This window comes from Arthrobacter sp. PvP103 (assembly GCF_017833075.1).
Classification (GTDB): domain Bacteria; phylum Actinomycetota; class Actinomycetes; order Actinomycetales; family Micrococcaceae; genus Arthrobacter.
Genome location: NZ_JAFIBQ010000001.1, coordinates 4,383,059 through 4,400,028, shown reverse-complemented (window position 1 = coordinate 4,400,028; position 16,970 = coordinate 4,383,059). Strand labels below are relative to the sequence as shown.

Sequence of the window (16,970 nt, the reverse complement as noted above, 5' to 3'; positions counted from 1 at the left end):
TGGTTACCGATGAAGCACAAGGCTCGGAAGTGTGAGTTGCTGCGTGCAGGCCAATAGCGGAGAATATGTCCTGTAGTTGGGCAACTAATCAATTTTTGCCCGATCCGGCAGCCGACTGAGCGCTACTCTTCCCCAGCAGAGGACGTTAGCCGACACGGGCAGCCCGGGATCTTTGAGTGGTCAACAGTCGCCGGAATACCATCACATTGGGTCCTTCGCCCGTGTGTTCTCGGTCAACAGGTACAGTCGCCCGGTTCGACGACACGCACAAATCTTCACAAAACTCATCGAGCGCGGTGGGAGCATGGAAGAAGTCGGATGCTGCGGCGGAAGCGACGGGGGACGGGCCATCTACGCAGTGGGTCGCCTCTTTACTGTTACCCCATGACCTGCTCCCGTCGGTTCTGCTCGGCAGCGCGCTAGGGGTTGAAGATATTTGCAGAGCGCAACTCAAATCCGAGACCTTGGACCTATTCCAACGCACTTGTTTGGGAGCTATCGATGAAGCCTTTGGCGCATGACATTATCGCCGGAATTATCAGTGGGCTAGTGAGCGGTACACTTCTTTCGGTCGTGGCGCTCACGTGGGACAACAACATAGCAGTTCGTCAAGAACGAGCTGAGGATTTGAGATTTGTAAGAGACGTCTACCTTCAAGGTGACGTACCCGCGATGCCTTTCCAAGGCGTGGACCTCGAAGGGATGAGCCTGAAAGGTCTTCACTTCGGGTGCAAAGACAAAGAACTGGTGGAAAGATGCTTCGTTTACGCCGACTTCACCGGTGCCAAGCTTAAGAACGCCAACATGTCCACGATGGACTTGTCCTGGGCGGATTTCTCCGGCGCGGACTTGGAAGGAACAAATTTCAGCAACTCAGACCTGGGCGGTGCGAATTTCCGAGGCGCGCGCAATCTGGATAAGGCCAACCTTACGAACACTTGCAATGGAGCAACACAATGGCCAGAAGGATTCCATGCTCCTCCGGTCCAATATGAGAATTGCATCCCGCAAGGCTTCTAATGTGCAAGCTTCGAAGGGGTCCCGGAGTTTTTCGGGACCAACGCCAGAGTGCTGGTCCCGCTCTCGCCGACCGAGCAAACCCACCGCTAATTAGCCGGGAACACCCGGAGCGCCTCATTCATACCGGGCAACGTGTCAACGGCACTAAACGTCTGGGTTCCGCAACAGATCGAAGGCGTGGGCGGCTCGGAGGCTGCTGCTGCCACCGTCGGTATCACCGACACTGCGATGGATCACGCTGACAAACGAGCCGACGGTGATGCGTGCGCAACGATGCCGCCGAGCGTGCGGTCCAGGCTCGAGACGGAAGCGCTTAACCCGCCTGCGCCTCCGCCTGACTAGCCTCCTACGGGTGGGCAGGGATGCCCCGGGATCACGGCCGCAAGGGCTCCAGCACTCGCCATTGCCCCAGCCAGGCTTTTGCTGCGTAGTGCGGCGCCCCTTGAAATCGGCTATCCCCAGTGCCACACTGCCCTTATTCCAAGGGGGCTGGGGTCCTGCAGGAAGAAAGGACCTCGGATGCGCAGACAACCAGGCGCCAAGCTCGTTGTGAACCGTCCCGGGTTTGATGCCGCTATCTTCTGTGAGAAAGATAGTGATTATGCCCAAGCAGTTCCCGCCCGAAGTCCGTGACCGTGCAGTGCGCATGACCTTGGATCGGTTGTCCGAATACCCGTCTGTCTATGCTGCCTGCAAGGCACTGGCGCCAAAGCTCGGCGTCGGCCCTGAATCGCTGCGCCGCTGGGTTGTCCAGGCCCAGGTCGATGCCGGTGAGAAGACCGGTCCGAGCAGTGACGAGCTGGAGGAGATCAAGCGGCTGCGGGCTGAGGTGCGGGACTTGAAGGAGTCCAACGAGATCCTGAAGCAGGCCTCGATTTTCTTCGCGAGGGAGCTCGACCCTCGCCGCCGCTGATCTGCCGGTTCATCGATGAAATGCGCGCTGTTGGTTATGCGGTCGAGTCGATCTGTGCCGTCCTGCGGGAGCAGGGCGTGCAGGTCGCCGCACGAACCTACCGGGCGTGGAAGAAGCGTCTGCCGGCCCTGCGCACCTTCGAAGACGCGCGCATCATCGACACGCTCCGCAGTCTGAAAGTCCTGGATGTGAAGCGACGGCCCCGGCCGGAGATCATGTACGGGCGGCGGAAAATGACGCAGTGGCTGCGGCGGAACGGCTTCCCGGAAGCTTCCAAACACACCGTGGACCGACTCATGCGCCAAGAGCGCATGAACGGGCTCATCAGGGGCCGCCGGACCCGCACCACCATCCCGGGCAAGGACGGCCGCCGTGCCGGCGACCTGCTGAATCGGGACTTCACGGCCGAGGCCCCGAACCGGATCTGGGTCACTGATTTCACCTATGTCCCGGTCTACTCCGGATTCGTCTACGTCGCCCTGGTTATCGACCTGTACTCCCGGGCGATCGTCGGTTGGGAAACCTCCACGATCAAGGACACCGCGTTCGTCGAACATTGCCTGCGGATGGCCCTGTGGCGGCGCGAACACACCGGCCGGCCGGCGCCGGCGGGACTGATTCACCACTCCGATGCGGGAAGCCAATACACCTCGATCCGTTACACCGACACCTTGGCCCTGGAGGGCCTGCAGCCCTCGATTGGCAGCGTGGGTGATGCCTATGACAACGCCGGCGCCGAGACCGTGATGGGGCTGTTCAAGAACGAGGCCGTCGCGAAGAATTCACCGTTCCGCGCAGGGGCGTTGAAGACCGAAACCGACGTGATGGAGATCGTCTTCGAGTGGGTCCACTGGTACAACAACGAACGCCTGCACTCCGCCCTGGGCCACCAGACGCCAGAGGAATATGAGCAGACATACTACGATCTACTAACCGGCTCGTTGCCCGACGACGCCGCCAACAAACAGGCGGCATGATTCCCGGGACGGTTCATTGTACTCACGGCCGTGACAATCGCTCTTACGGGATTGGCGCGCTACAACACCGGAGAACGAGAGGCTGCCGTCCAGTTGGCAAAGGGCGCTGTATCCAAAGTATCCAGCTCACTAGGCAGAGAGACCGCCGAAATCAAGGTCGCCTCATCGGATGTTTCCAGCCTTGCCTCCTGGTACGGCGCGTCTGCCGAGGAGGTGACGGCCGTCGCCGGCCAAGCCGACACGTACCAAGGCTGGTCGATGCCGCGGGCACGCGTGGACCGGATGGCAGAAGCTGCCAAAGCCGAAAAAAACGATAAGGCAGTTTCCGCAGGCGTCGGCGTAGCGTGTGACTCGATGGCAGGGAAAATCACGAGTCCGGCACAATTCCAGAATTCTGTGACCAGCGCGATCGGAATGACTTACACGGATGCAGTTGCATTCCAGGAGGCCACCACCGACCTCGCCGAAAAACTGGCAACCATCAAGGCCCAAGGGTCACCCGAAGACAAGGCTGCGGCAGCCTTACTGTGCTACGCCTACCCGGTTGTCCCAGTAAAGTAGCACCCGAATGCGTCCCCTCCCGCCGGCCAGAGCCATCCTGCATTCACTCACCCTCATCCTCGGACTGTCCCTGGTATCTGTCCCGAACCCGGCATCGGCGCAGGTCTACGCCCAGAGTGCCGTCGTCCCCGTGTGTTCTACCGCAGAAAATCTAGTGCGCAGGGGACTTCCAGTCCACGCGTTGGCCCTCATTATTGAAGCCGCCGAAGCCTCGGCGGCCAATACCCCCAGGCCCTGCGCCGATGAAACACGCCTTGCCACACAACGGATCGACGAATCCGCCACAAAAACTCGAGAAGCACAAGAACTCCTCAAGGATCACAAATGGGCGGATGCCCAAGCGGCCGCAGACGCTGCACAAGTTGCCAATAGGGACAATGAAGCTGCACGGACAGCAGGTCAAGCGGCCAAGGACGGCGCCAAGCAAGCGGAGAAGTCCGCATTCCAAGAACTCCAAGAGAGCTGGAAAGACTTCATCGACGATGAGCTCACGCCTTTAGCCGCTCTCCTGGCCCCCTTTCTGGCTACCTTACTAGTTTTGCTTCTGGCTGCCCGGCTGCTCGTTCTCCTGATCGTGAAGTGGCCCGCACTGGAAGGCACCCCGACCGGCACCAGGCGCCGTATGGTCCTAATTGTCGGTCTACTACAACTCGTCTCCAGCTCGGCAATGCTTACGTTTGGCCTTGCCGGGCTGTTCAAACAGGGGATTTGGGTCCTCGGCTTGATCGCCCTGGTCACGACCGCTAGCGCCGCGTTCGCATTACGGGCCGACGACGACGCGCACTTCCCACTCCGACGCCGGAAGCCGCCGGAGTCACTTCGTGCCGGACTTCTGCTCGCCGCACTCATCCCCACAGGACTGGCAACCGTGCTGTACCTTCAAGGCTCGTCAGCAACGCGAAGCACCGCATTTATCCTCGCCGTTGTATCTGGGCTTCTCGGTCTTTTCTTGACAGCCTGGTGGCTCGCCACCAGGCTTCGCCTCGAAGTCAAAGTCACTCATGAGGACGACCAGGACAAACGAGCAGAGGCTGCCCTCGTCACGGCCCTGCTTTACGAACTGGGCACCAAAAAACCTGAAGGGCTGGAAGTTCCCCGTGGTGCCGACGTAACAGCACTCACGGACGCTCTAGCCGCCCTTCCTGAGAGCACGCTGGGCAAAAGCATCAGGAGTTTTCTCACGGCCTTGGCAGGTACGACTCCGTGGGTAGCTGCTATCGAAGGCGAACAAAATGGACGCACGGTGTCAATCAGCCGAAACGGCCGCGCCGTTGGGTCTGCCGTAATCGATTCTCATTCGTTTGCCTGCATCGCTGCCAATGCTGACACGAAGGACTCGGCTGACGATCGGTTGAGGGACGCTCCCCTGCACCTGGCGTCCGCATTCATACTCATGACCCTGGCCAAGGCTCACCCGTCAATAACGAATGGTCTGGCGGGCGCAACCAACTGGCAGAGCCTCGGACTCCAGTTCATCGCCGGCACGCGGCTGCAGGAAGACTCACACAAGGAACAGCGCCGGCAGGTTCTGGGTCAAGCGCTGGACCTGGACCTGAACAACGTGGCCGCACAGCTGGCGTTCCGCCATGCAATGGACCGGGATTCGACAGACCCGAGAGTACTCATCGAGTACCGGGAGTGGCTTAAAGGACGAGAGGACGAACTTACCAACATCGGGCTGTCCAACACCGCCATTCAGTTACGTACGTGCTACACCCGAACGGTCATCGCCACCAACGCGGTATTCGCAGAGGAGCCCCCAGACCCCGAGAAGACATCGGTCCGGGTAGCTAAGGCACGCACAGCCCTCGCGGACCTCGATGCACTCGTGGCCAGAACAGGACATATTGATGAACTCCAGCCGATCGTTGCCTCGATCAAAGAAAGTTCCGGCGGTCTGAGACGACTGTTTGCCCATTTGGAGACGATGAGCGGCACAGAAAAGCCGGAAGAGAAACCAGCTGAAAGCCCGACAGGAGCCTACAACGACGCCTGTTACTTCGCTTCCAAACACAGCTGGAAATTGCTGGACAGTGACATTATTCCGGGGCCCAAACCGATAGAGACGACGAACGACGATAAAGCCGCCGTCACCCTACTCCAACGCGCAGCCGTAGACCCGCGCCTGGCGAACTGGATGCTGACTGATCCGCAGCTCAGGGAATTTCGACAGCGCCATGCCTACAGGGAATCCTTCCTGCAGGATCCTGCTGCTGACCTATTTTCCTGCGGCCCAGTCAAGCCTCACACCGACCGGCTGCGCTGCGCGGGCTACGGCAACGCCTCGATCCTCGCAAAACTCCACAGCAATCCCGACCCCCTCGCTGATGTCATCCCAGCCGATGCGATGATCAGACGAGCCATCATCGATATTGCTTGCCTTCAGACCTCGTTCACAGCGGACCTCAAAAGACGCAAATGGGCTTCACAGACACTGGATGAATTGGCATCCCTGGGCCTCGCCAGTTTCGCCGCTCTTCGAGCACTGAACGACATCGAAAGGGACAGGGTCGCGAAAACCGTAGCCGAAAATATCGTAAAACGATACAAAACCGGTGAGGACCTCGCCCACCTGTCTTACAAGAGCGTCATCGAAGTGCTCAAAGTATCCATTCTGGAATGGCTCAAGTCGCTCACAAAAGGCAGAAGGACTTCGCAGCCAGCATCCGAGGACTAGAACAAAGGGTGCTTCTGGCAGCAACGCGGGCACCCGCTGGTCAGCGCTGGCGCAGCCCCGCCGCTGCGGTTTCAGTCTGGTGTAGACAGATCGGAAAAACTTGACCGATTGGTCCAAGGGGCACCGTCACCGCCCTCGGCTTAAAGCGCACATCCAAAGGCGCGGAAGAAGAATTCCCCAGCGTCCTGCCGGTGTGCAGACGGGGGAATATTCGGGCATAACTTTGGGGTGTTGCTAGCCGCGCCGCGAGGCTAGCGCGTATTGATCGGCAGCTCTCCGAGTACTACGGGCCACTTCTCACGCTGGCCAGCGCACCTGGAATCGCACCTGGAAAGAGTTCAGCGCCAAGTACCGCCCCTCGGGTCAGTTCTGGGATCAAAGATGACCGCCTACTCTTGCCGACGCCGCCGCATGGCGGTTGTGGATGAAAACGGGTGTTCATGCCAACTAACCGACGGATTCGCGACGTCATCACGGACAAGGCTGATCTGATGCTCGATGAGGAAATTCCACCGGAACTCCTAACCGTATGCGCCCAAGTGGCGTCGTACGAAGCCATCTTGAAATCTTGGTCTCACAACGACTTCAGGGAACACAAGACAGCAATTCAATAAACAGCTACGACTTCTGGAGAAGCGCTGGCTCCGAATTCCCGGCTAGTTTGACGCGAACAAGGATCAAAGAAATCGATCCAATTTCGACGCTGATAGTTGCGATTCTGTACGGTAGGACCGTTAATTAGGCGCAACGTAAATCAGGACCGGCAGTAGTTTAGCCTCCGGTCCTGATTCTCTTGACTTATGCCAAGACTCAGGGCCGCCTTCCCCCTTCCGGAGGAACGATTCCTGACAACGACGCGCTAGTGCGCTGCTGTGTAGAGTTCCATCACGTCCGCCTGAATGCGGCCCCGGCCATTCACGGGGATACCGTTCTCTATCGCCCATGCGCGGACCGCTTTGGGATCGTTGCCCCCGCCCGCACTTGCGCTGGCACGCCGTGCCGGCTTTGGGCGTCCGGCGCTCTTTCGTGCCACGGCGGTGTATCTGCTAATGACCTCACGCAGTTCGACGGCGTGGGCATTATTGAGATCAATCTCCTATTCAGCACTGTCAATGGAGAAAATGATTGTTTCATTCGCTTCGGAACCGTCAAGATCGCCTTCAAGCGTTGTTATTACTCGTTTCGCCATGCCAAATAGGTTCTCACTCAGAGTCAATTTCAAATCCGGCACTTTTCTTGCCAAATTTGTGAAACAACTCGATAAATAGGCGGAGTCGGACCGACGGAACTCATCACACCCGGCGCTAAACGGACGGGAACGGGCGAGCCGGGGTCGCCGCACATTGCAGCCGTCCACCGAGAGCTGTCGATATCTTCCTGTGGCGTCGCCACAAACCCTGGAGACCCGGTACGGAGGCGTTATCTGGATAGTAAGTCCTCCTATGTGGTTGCGTTATCCGGCCGTTAGGACGCATGAGCCATGACGCCGGGGCTCACGAGCCCCGATGCCGCCCGTCTGGCTCCACGGACTATGCAGGGTCAGGAGTTTCCTTAGGACGGACTCATCCGGACGGGCACTCAGCCGCCGGCCGGGACTTCGGTGGTCACTTTGTTGCTGTAACCGAGTCCCGGGCCGCCCCCGATGACGAATTTTTTCTCCTTGCCCGATGAGCCCGCAACACGAATGCTAAGACTACTTGCTTAATTCGCCGGGCCGACCGGCTGGCGGGTTGCGGGTCGTTCGAATGCCCCGGTTTCCGCAGTCAGGTGTTAACTGAGTCATGTTCTGCGACAGGCGTTGACGAAGATCAGTGCAGTGAGCGGTTCGAGTAGTTGGTACCCGCAAGCAAGTAGAGCGGCCTGTGTCATGAGGAAAGACGAGTACTGACACGTGTTGTTCGCCAGCTCATATCCCACCAGCATTAGGGCCATCGATCCACCGACCGGCGCCCGAAGGACTGGGGCCATCCTGGGGGAACGCATTGCCAGTCTCATCAAACGAGGAGTCTTTCCCATGCGCAAAATGACCAAGAAGAACAAGATCGCGGCCGTAGCGGCTTCCGTGGCCCTGGTGGCTGTCGGCGGCGGCGCCGCATACGCCTACTGGAGCACCACCGGTTCCGGTTCGGGATCTGCCGCGGCAGCCTCCGGCACCAACCCCGTCACCATCAATGTGACGGTCGACCCCGGGGTTGTTCCCGGCGGTCCGGCGAAGACCATCACCTACACGGCGGACAATTCGGCGAACACCAGCAGCACTCCCGTGACACTGACCAACCCTGTGGTCAGCACCACGGCGGCCGGGTGTGACGCCGCATGGTTCACTGCCACCGTTCCTGCGGGAACCACCACCGTACTCGGCGGCGCCACCAGCACAGCCCTGGGCACCGGAACCCTCACGTTCAACGATGATTCCGCCGTCAACCAGGACGGCTGCAAGAACGCCACGATCACTGTGAGCGTCAGCAGCAAGTAGCCAACCAGCGGCCGGGGGCGGGGAGTACACCAGCCCCCGGCCCGCGATCATCGAACCAGAGAGAAGGGGCACGGGGTGCGCGAACACGACGGACACCCGCGGCATCGCTTGCGTCCGGCCATCAAGGCGGCACTGATTGGCCTCGTCGTCATGCTGGCCAGCGCAGGAGGGGTATTCGCCGCCGCAGCCCAGAACCCCAAACCCGGCATCACCGTCCAGGCATCCCCGGCAAGCCAGTCCGTCCAGCAGGGCCAGGGCGCCAGCTACGTTCTTACCCTGACATCCACCGGTGGCTTCACCGGGCCGGTCGGACTTGCGGTGGCCGGGCTGCCCTCCAGCTCAACCGCCACCTTCTCACCGGCCTCGCTCACGCTGGCCGCCGGCGGCACATCGTCGGCCACCATGAAACTCACCACCGCACCAACAACGCCCGCAGGCACAAACGAACTCACAATCACAGGTACCAGCGGCAAAATCAGCGGCAGCGTCCCAGCCGGTCTCACCGTGAACTATAGGATGACCACAGCCTTTTCCCTCGGCACCGCCCCGGCCTCGGTCACCGTCCCACCGGGGGCGACAGCCGTTTACACGGTGCAAGTGACCCGGAACAACTTCACCGGCCCCCTCACCTTCAGCGTTATGGGTGGATTGCCGGCCGGCGCGACCGCATCGTTCTCCCCCAATCCGGTCACGGGCGGCGCCACGTCACTGCAGATTTCCACGGCTGCTGCTTCCCCGGACGGAAGCTACAACCTGTACCTGGTCAGTTCCGGACAGGACGCCGCCGGTAAGACCCAATACGCCTACGCGAACACCGAACTGGTCCTGGACTCCACAAAGAAGCAGTTCACGCTCTCAGCAAACACGCCAGGATCCCTGTCCCCCGGAACGTCGGCGGGCCTGGATCTTCGGATAAGCAACCCCAACACCAAACCGCTGTCGCTGACCAACATCTCCGTGGCCCTGGCAGGAGTAACCCGGAGCGCGGACGCCCTCAACCGGAACCTCCCGTGCACCGCTGCTGATTACACCCTCACCCAATACAACGGCCCCTACCCCCTGACCGTGCAGCCCGGCAGCACCACCCTTTCCGGACTCGGCATTGCACCGTCCAACATTCCCCGCGTCAGCATGCTCGACACCCGCACCAATCAGGACGGCTGCAAAGGCGCAACCCTCCAGCTCACGTACTCAGGATCAGGACAGGGGAACTGAGATGACCACCGCCGGACACACGATCCGCGCCGGCCGCCGCGGTCTCACAGCCGCATCCCTGGCCGGCACCCTCACCCTGGCCCTCGGGGCAGGGACCGCCTACGCCTACTGGACCAGCACCGGTACAGGCACCGGGTCCGAGTCCGCCGGCACGATGCAAACCGTGACCGTGGACGCCTTCATCTCCGGCGACAACCCGCGCTCAGCACTCATCCCCGGCGGAACCGCGGACGTTATCCTGCGGGTCACCAACCCGAACTTGTACACGGTCCAGGTCTACAGCGTCTCCCCCAACGGCCCCGCCACCGCCGATGACGCCCACCCAGGATGCACCACCACGGGCGTGACTTTCGCCGGGACCGGGACCCCTCTCACACCGGCGACCTTCGTCCCCCCGAACTCAACGGTGCTGATCAGTCTCCCGGCAACGGCCGCGATGGACTCCACATCACAATCCGCGTGCCAAGACGCCACCTTCCACCTCCCAGTCACCATGGCGGTCCGCAAATGAGCCCTGAACCCGAGCCCTCAATCCCCGGCCGCGGGCCGCGGCGTCGCATGCACCTGCCCTGGATCATGGGGATGGTCCTGTTACTGCTGGGCACCGGCTCGGCCGCCTATGCCTTCTGGGGATCGGTGAGCAGCAGCAATTACGCCGCCGCCAACGCGGACGCCGTCACACCGGGAACAAAACCGACCGTGACCGCCAACGGCACGGCACTAGCCGTGTCGTGGCCGGCAGGCACAACCGCCGCCGGACAGCCCGCCACAGGGTACACGGTGACCCGATACGCGACCGCCACCGGCGGAACAGGAATCCCGGCCACCGGCGCCTGCGCGGGGACTGTCACGGCCCTCAACTGCACCGAACAGAACGTTCAGGGCGGCATCTGGTATTACACCGTGACCCCGGCCATCGCCCTCTGGAAGGGCGCGGAAGGCCCCCGCAGCAATGGCGTCAGCAATGACCCCACCGCCCCCGTCGCGTCCGTGGCCTCGATCTCGCCCACGCCCAACCTCGGCGGGTGGAATAACACCAGCCCGGTCACCGTAACCGTCACGGCCGATGACGGCGCCGCTGGATCCGGTGTCTCCTCCGTCACCTACACCGTCGACGGCGGCGCGCAGCAGACGGTGGGCGGCGCCGTGGCCACGATCCCCGTCAGCGGTGACGGAACGCACACGGTGTCCTTTTCTGCCACGGACAAGGCAGGCAACGCCGCGTCCGCTAAGACGCAGACGGTCTGGATCGACCGCGCGGCTCCGGGCGCGCCGGGGTTCAGTAGCGTTCCTACCTATGTGAACTCCGCCAACGTGGCAGCGGTGCCCATCACGGGCACGTCAGAAGCCGGCGCCAAAATCACCCTTACTGCCAGCGATGCGGGCGCTGCCCACTCCGTAACCGCGACGCCAGCGCCCACCGCCTCCGGCACGGGAAACTGGTCCGCCAGCCTCGACCTGAGCAGCCTCAACCCCGGAACAATTACCTACAAGGCGACCGCGACCGACGCCGCCGACAACACCAGCCCGGGGACCACAGTCACAAACACCAAGGACACCGCAGCCCCGCTCCCGGCGCAGGGCCTGGTTGTCCCGGCCTACATCAACGTATCCAACGCCTCCACTGTCCCGGTGTCCGGATCCGCGGAGACCGGCGCGACCGTAACTGTCACGGCCTCTGATTCCGGCGCCCCCCACACGGTTACAGGCACTGCCGCATCAGGGACCGGTACATGGTCCCTCACCCTCGACCTCAGAACCCTGAACCAAGGAACGGTCACCTACACCGTCACGGTCAAGGACGCGGCAGGGAACACCAGCACCCCAGTTATCCCCATTCCGACGAGCTCGAAGGACACGCTCGCCCCCGCTCTGACGATCAGCGCACCGGCCTATGTCAACAACAACACCAAGTTCATTGCCCCCGTTAGCGGCAACACTGAGGCTGGCACCATCGTCAACGTCACCGTAAGGGATGCCGCTCTCAATAGTGTGACCAAACAGGCCACGACTTCGGGCACGTCGTGGTCGACAACGATGGATCTGTCCACGCTCGGCGAAGGCGCCCTCACCTACACCGCCGCCACTGCCGATGCGGCCGGCAACAGCACCACAACCACGGCCACGGGACCCAACACTAAAGACATCCTGGCACCGGCACTAGCAGCCAACGCAGCCATAAAACTTCAAGACAACAACGGGGTTGGTGTAGCGGCTTTGGGCGACACCATATCTATCGAGTACTCCGAGCAAATGGACGCCAGCAAGTTCTGTGCCAGCTGGAGCAACAACGGATCCGCTCAGACGCTCGGCGGCAACAACGACATCACCGTCACCATCAGCACAGCCAACGTATTGACGGTCACTAGCGCGACCTGCACGCTAAACATCGGCTCCATCCCCCTGGGGGGCAACGCCAAGTACGCCTCGACAACCGCGCTCACCTTCAGCGGCAACGGAAACAACGCAAGCTCCGTTAGCTGGAACGGGTCAAAAATCCTCACCATGAGGTTAGGGAAAGCCGCCAGCGGAACTTCAGGCACCACCACCGTCAAGGACGCACCTTCCTACACTCCGGCCCCAGGCCTTACCGATCTAGCCGGCAACCCTCTTGGGACAACCACCGTGGGCACCAACTTCGCATCGATGTTCTGACTACCGTTGTAGAACAGGCTGGCGTCAGGCCAACTCCCGATAGGCATGCCGGAAGAATCGGGTGATTTATCTGGTTCTGCCGGGGATCTACCGGAAGGTGTCACGCCGAACTCCAGCAACGGGGACAAACAAGCGCCCGATCGCGTCTGTTGGATCGCCTGATTGGGTGCTTGACGTGGACGTGGACGAGGCGCCGGTTGTGGAGGTGCCTGCGTAGTGGGTTATGAAGAACCACCCCGAAAGATATTGCTTCGTCATGTCGTCACCGCAACTCCTGACCATGAACGAGTGAAGGCCAACATCTTGTCACCGGAACAGCAAGAAGGGACGGCACATGACCCCACATCCCAGCAAGCAGAGCGCCCTGCAGCCACGGCTCTGACCCCGCCACCCACATAACTTCACAGGCGACCGCGGCGCCAGGCACAGACCGCGGACAGCGTCAGAGGGACCCAACGAGGGACAATATCCACACATTAAAGCAAAAACCCCTCTGACGAGAGGTCATGCGTGCCCAAGGTGGGACTCGAACCGGGTTCCAGCCCTTGCATTTCCGCCACTCCCCCGCAAAATCCGCAATCCGGCCCAGTCCGCCACCAGTACGACCCGATCCGAAGCTGTTATGAACCGTCCCGGGTTTGATGCCGCTATCTTCTGTGAGAAAGATAGTGATTATGCCCAAGCAGTTCCCGCCCGAAGTCCGTGACCGTGCAGTGCGCATGACCTTGGATCGGTTGTCCGAATACCCGTCTGTCTATGCTGCCTGCAAGGCACTGGCGCCAAAGCTCGGCGTCGGCCCTGAATCGCTGCGCCGCTGGGTTGTCCAGGCCCAGGTCGATGCCGGTGAGAAGACCGGTCCGAGCAGTGACGAGCTGGAGGAGATCAAGCGGCTGCGGGCTGAGGTGCGGGACTTGAAGGAGTCCAACGAGATCCTGAAGCAGGCCTCGATTTTCTTCGCGAGGGAGCTCGACCCTCGCCGCCGCTGATCTGCCGGTTCATCGATGAAATGCGCGCTGTTGGTTATGCGGTCGAGTCGATCTGTGCCGTCCTGCGGGAGCAGGGCGTGCAGGTCGCCGCACGAACCTACCGGGCGTGGAAGAAGCGTCTGCCGGCCCTGCGCACCTTCGAAGACGCGCGCATCATCGACACGCTCCGCAGTCTGAAAGTCCTGGATGTGAAGCGACGGCCCCGGCCGGAGATCATGTACGGGCGGCGGAAAATGACGCAGTGGCTGCGGCGGAACGGCTTCCCGGAAGCTTCCAAACACACCGTGGACCGACTCATGCGCCAAGAGCGCATGAACGGGCTCATCAGGGGCCGCCGGACCCGCACCACCATCCCGGGCAAGGACGGCCGCCGTGCCGGCGACCTGCTGAATCGGGACTTCACGGCCGAGGCCCCGAACCGGATCTGGGTCACTGATTTCACCTATGTCCCGGTCTACTCCGGATTCGTCTACGTCGCCCTGGTTATCGACCTGTACTCCCGGGCGATCGTCGGTTGGGAAACCTCCACGATCAAGGACACCGCGTTCGTCGAACATTGCCTGCGGATGGCCCTGTGGCGGCGCGAACACACCGGCCGGCCGGCGCCGGCGGGACTGATTCACCACTCCGATGCGGGAAGCCAATACACCTCGATCCGTTACACCGACACCTTGGCCCTGGAGGGCCTGCAGCCCTCGATTGGCAGCGTGGGTGATGCCTATGACAACGCCGGCGCCGAGACCGTGATGGGGCTGTTCAAGAACGAGGCCGTCGCGAAGAATTCACCGTTCCGCGCAGGGGCGTTGAAGACCGAAACCGACGTGATGGAGATCGTCTTCGAGTGGGTCCACTGGTACAACAACGAACGCCTGCACTCCGCCCTGGGCCACCAGACGCCAGAGGAATATGAGCAGACATACTACGATCTACTAACCGGCTCGTTGCCCGACGACGCCGCCAACAAACAGGCGGCATGATTCCCGGGACGGTTCAGTTATGTCTCGCGACATGGGTGACAGTTGTGCATCAGGACATCGGTGACAGTTCAGGGATTCTTGGTGGTGACACTTCTGCCATTTTGATGGGTGGATGAGTGGATTTGAGCCTGTTGATCCTCGTGTCCGTTTAGCGATCTCGCAGTGGCCGGATGATCCGCCGCGGGGTGCCGTCACGTCGTTCTGTAGCGAGCATGGCATCTCCCGTAAGACGTTTTACGTGTTGCTGGGCCGGGCCCGGGCCGAGGGCCCGGCCGCGGCGTTGGAACCGCGGTCCCGCCGGCCGCGCACGAGCCCGTCCAGGATCAGTGATGAGGCCAGGGAGCAGGCACTGCGGGTGCGGGCGGCATTGGAGCGCTCGGGCCTGGACCACGGACCGATCAGCGTGTTCGAGAAGATGAAGTCCATGGGCCTGGAACCGGTGCCCTCGGTCGCGTCGCTGGCCAGAATCTTCCGTCAAAGCGGTGTCGCGAGGCTGCAGCCGCGGAAGAAGCCCCGGGCCGCGTATCGCCGGTTCGTTTACCCGGCCCCGAACTGTCTGTGGCAGCTGGATGCGACCGAGTACGTCCTCACCGGTGGCCGTAAATGCGTGATTTTCCAGCTCATCGATGACCACTCCCGTTTTGCGGTCGCCTCCCATGTCGCCGCTGGGGAGACGTCCGAGGCCGCGATCGCGGTGGTGAAGAAGGGCATCACCGCGCACGGGGTACCGCAGAAACTGCTCACGGACAACGGGGCCGCGTTGAACCCTTCACGGCGGGGCCATCAAGGCCAGCTCCTCACGTACGTCACCTCCCTGGGGATCGAGGCGATCACCGGGAAACCGTACAAACCAACCACGCAGGGCAAGAACGAACGCTTCCATCAGACCCTGTTCCGGTTCCTGGACAAACAACCCCTCGCCGGGACCCTTGAACAGCTCCAGGAGCAGGTCGACGCGTTCGATGAGCTCTATAACACCGAACGCCCGCACCAGGGCCTGCCCGGGCGGATCACCCCGCGACAAGCATGGGAGGCCACACCGGCCGCCGAGGCACCACACCCGAAACCTGTCCCGGCCCTCACGCAGGACGGGACCCGCGGCATCGGACAGGCCACCCGCATCGCCTACCCCAACGGTAGAGTCACGATCAACAGCGTGGTCTACATGATCGGCAGACCCTACGCCCGGCAGGCCATCCACGCGCTCTGGGACCCCGCGACGATCCAGTTCTTCGATGACCAGGGCACCCACATCACGTCCTACCCCTACCCGCCGGCCGGGACCAAAGCAGTCGGAAACGGCAAGCCCCCAGGACGCACCGTGAAACAACCCGCAACTGTCACCGAAGTCCTGATACACGAAATGTCACCGATCTCCTGATACAGAACTGTCACCCATGTCCCGAGACATCACATTTCCGGCCCTTTTTTGCTGGTCCAGAAGTCTGCCGTGACTCTGATCACCGGAACATCGGTTACCAGCAGCATGCTTCCCACGGCGAACGAACCGAACATAGTCCGAATCAGCGGTAGGTGCCGGTTTCAATGACCAGCAAAGCGGCGAGGCCTTCTCTAGCTCGGACTGGGCGGGTCTGCTTACCAGGACGGCAGTGCCGGCGCCGGACCGTCAATATCCACATGTTCAGCGTCCCCGCGCGCCAGCCACTGGAGCAGGCCCTCACGGTCGGACACAACGCGCAATTCGCCGTCGCCGATGACCCACTCATCACGCTCTTCGGTCACCAGCGTCATGCCGGGAGCACCCTTGGCGCGCAGGGACCGCACTACGGCTTCGAGGGCGTTCAGCAGCGAATCCGGATCGGCCTCTTCGACGGTCCAGGCGGTGTTGAGGTCGTGGTGATGCACCACCACCTCGGCAATCCGGAGCGCCACGATGGACGTGGCGGGGACCGGCTTGCCGCTTACCTGCACTTCTGTGGCCGCGAGTTCGCCGCTGAGCCGTTGTGCCTGCTCAGCAAAGTTCCGGGCGGACTCCCGCAGTTCCCCGATGAGTTCCTCCCGCGGCAGGGCGGCCAAAGCAGCGATCTCCAAGGAGCGGGCCTCTCGTGAGGCGTACAGGGGACGTTCCTCGCCGGAGGTTGCCCAGTCGATGAGATTTACCAGGGCGCGTCCACTGGATGCGACGTGGGCAATAACGTCGGCACGGCTCCATCCCTCGCACAGCGAGGGAACCCTCAGCTCGTCGTCGGCAAGGGACTCAACGGTAGCCAGAAACATGTCCGTTTCCCTGCCTAGGCGGGACAGGTCCGAGTAAAGGCGTGAAGGGTTGATCATTGTGCCAGCCTACCCACGGGCCAGTTTTCAAACCACCGTTCCTGCCCCGTCTTTCCATATCCAGATCGTCTCGACTCAGAGGGGCAGCACTGCCGAGGGCTTAACTCCGCAAAGAGAGCGTTTCAGATCCACAGCATATGAATCGCCCCCGGGCGGAAAGCCGGGTATTCCCCTCATATGTCACGGGTCACACCTCTGTCAGGCTGAGAGCACCCGGA

13 protein-coding genes are annotated in these 16,970 nt (G+C 61.6%); 11 read left to right on the top strand and 2 right to left on the bottom strand.

All coding sequences use genetic code 11. The features are described from left to right. Positions 1–501 precede the first annotated feature (501 nt). The 5 genes from JOE41_RS20070 to JOE41_RS20050 all read left to right on the top strand — a co-directional run bounded on the left by JOE41_RS20070 (position 502) and on the right by JOE41_RS20050 (position 6,148). A complete protein-coding gene (locus JOE41_RS20070) occupies positions 502–1,020 on the top strand; it encodes a pentapeptide repeat-containing protein (RefSeq protein WP_209753380.1) in 519 nt (172 codons plus the stop codon). Between the two features lie 132 nt (positions 1,021–1,152). Beyond that, positions 1,153–1,362, top strand: a complete 210-nt coding sequence (locus JOE41_RS20065) for a hypothetical protein (RefSeq protein WP_209753379.1) — start codon at positions 1,153–1,155, stop codon at positions 1,360–1,362. 259 nt (positions 1,363–1,621) lie between these two features. After that, positions 1,622–2,910, top strand: a protein-coding gene (locus JOE41_RS20060) for an IS3 family transposase (RefSeq protein WP_209753372.1) whose coding sequence is annotated in 2 segments (ribosomal slippage) — positions 1,622–1,895 and positions 1,895–2,910 — 1,290 coding nt in all. Because the reading frame shifts where the segments join, the coding sequence is not laid out codon by codon here. Between the two features lie 30 nt (positions 2,911–2,940). Then, positions 2,941–3,471 carry a hypothetical protein gene (locus JOE41_RS20055; protein WP_209753378.1) on the top strand — a complete coding sequence of 177 codons (531 nt, stop codon included), beginning with the start codon at positions 2,941–2,943 and terminating at the stop codon, positions 3,469–3,471. 181 nt (positions 3,472–3,652) lie between these two features. Beyond that, positions 3,653–6,148, top strand: a complete 2,496-nt coding sequence (locus tag JOE41_RS20050; protein ID WP_209753377.1) for a hypothetical protein — start codon at positions 3,653–3,655, stop codon at positions 6,146–6,148. Positions 6,149–7,007: 859 nt separating this feature from the next. Here the strand turns inward: JOE41_RS20050 and JOE41_RS21075 are convergent. Then, positions 7,008–7,241: a histone-like nucleoid-structuring protein Lsr2 gene (locus tag JOE41_RS21075; RefSeq protein ID WP_307800747.1), complete on the bottom strand. Its 234-nt coding sequence runs from the start codon at positions 7,239–7,241 to the stop codon at positions 7,008–7,010. 921 nt (positions 7,242–8,162) lie between these two features. On the opposite strand from JOE41_RS21075, the gene JOE41_RS20040 reads away from it, so the two are divergent. From JOE41_RS20040 to JOE41_RS20015, 6 genes are all read left to right on the top strand, one after another. After that, the gene (locus tag JOE41_RS20040; RefSeq protein WP_209753376.1) at positions 8,163–8,624 is read left to right on the top strand and encodes a hypothetical protein; all 462 of its coding nucleotides are present in this window, start codon (positions 8,163–8,165) and stop codon (positions 8,622–8,624) included. A 75-nt stretch (positions 8,625–8,699) separates the two neighbouring features. Next, positions 8,700–9,839: a hypothetical protein gene (locus JOE41_RS20035; RefSeq protein WP_209753375.1), complete on the top strand. Its 1,140-nt coding sequence runs from the start codon at positions 8,700–8,702 to the stop codon at positions 9,837–9,839. A 1-nt stretch (position 9,840) separates the two neighbouring features. Then, positions 9,841–10,350, top strand: coding sequence for a hypothetical protein (locus JOE41_RS20030; RefSeq protein ID WP_209753374.1), 510 nt, complete (start codon positions 9,841–9,843; stop codon positions 10,348–10,350). Continuing rightward, positions 10,347–12,494, top strand: coding sequence for an Ig-like domain-containing protein (locus JOE41_RS20025; RefSeq protein ID WP_209753373.1), 2,148 nt, complete (start codon positions 10,347–10,349; stop codon positions 12,492–12,494). The genes JOE41_RS20030 and JOE41_RS20025 overlap by 4 nt, the downstream gene beginning before the upstream one ends. Positions 12,495–13,168: 674 nt before the next feature. Next, positions 13,169–14,457 (top strand): IS3 family transposase gene (locus JOE41_RS20020; RefSeq protein ID WP_209753372.1). Its coding sequence is split into 2 segments (ribosomal slippage): positions 13,169–13,442 and positions 13,442–14,457, totalling 1,290 coding nucleotides; the frame shifts between segments, so codons are not numbered across the junction. Between the two features lie 112 nt (positions 14,458–14,569). Continuing rightward, the gene (locus JOE41_RS20015) at positions 14,570–15,838 is read left to right on the top strand and encodes an integrase core domain-containing protein (protein ID WP_245200770.1); all 1,269 of its coding nucleotides are present in this window, start codon (positions 14,570–14,572) and stop codon (positions 15,836–15,838) included. 215 nt (positions 15,839–16,053) lie between these two features. Here JOE41_RS20015 and JOE41_RS20010 read toward each other — a convergent pair whose 3' ends face one another. After that, positions 16,054–16,752, bottom strand: a complete 699-nt coding sequence (locus tag JOE41_RS20010; protein WP_209753371.1) for a maleylpyruvate isomerase family mycothiol-dependent enzyme — start codon at positions 16,750–16,752, stop codon at positions 16,054–16,056. Positions 16,753–16,970: the final 218 nt, after the last annotated feature.

Coding starts and splice junctions, on each gene's coding strand:
- JOE41_RS20070 (WP_209753380.1), top strand. CDS start 502: ATGAAGCCTTTGGCGCATGACATTATCGCCGGAATTATCAGTGGGCTA.
- JOE41_RS20040 (WP_209753376.1), top strand. CDS start 8,163: ATGCGCAAAATGACCAAGAAGAACAAGATCGCGGCCGTAGCGGCTTCC.
- JOE41_RS20030 (WP_209753374.1), top strand. CDS start 9,841: ATGACCACCGCCGGACACACGATCCGCGCCGGCCGCCGCGGTCTCACA.
- JOE41_RS20025 (WP_209753373.1), top strand. CDS start 10,347: ATGAGCCCTGAACCCGAGCCCTCAATCCCCGGCCGCGGGCCGCGGCGT.
- JOE41_RS20015 (WP_245200770.1), top strand. CDS start 14,570: ATGAGTGGATTTGAGCCTGTTGATCCTCGTGTCCGTTTAGCGATCTCG.
- JOE41_RS20010 (WP_209753371.1), bottom strand. CDS start 16,752: ATGATCAACCCTTCACGCCTTTACTCGGACCTGTCCCGCCTAGGCAGG.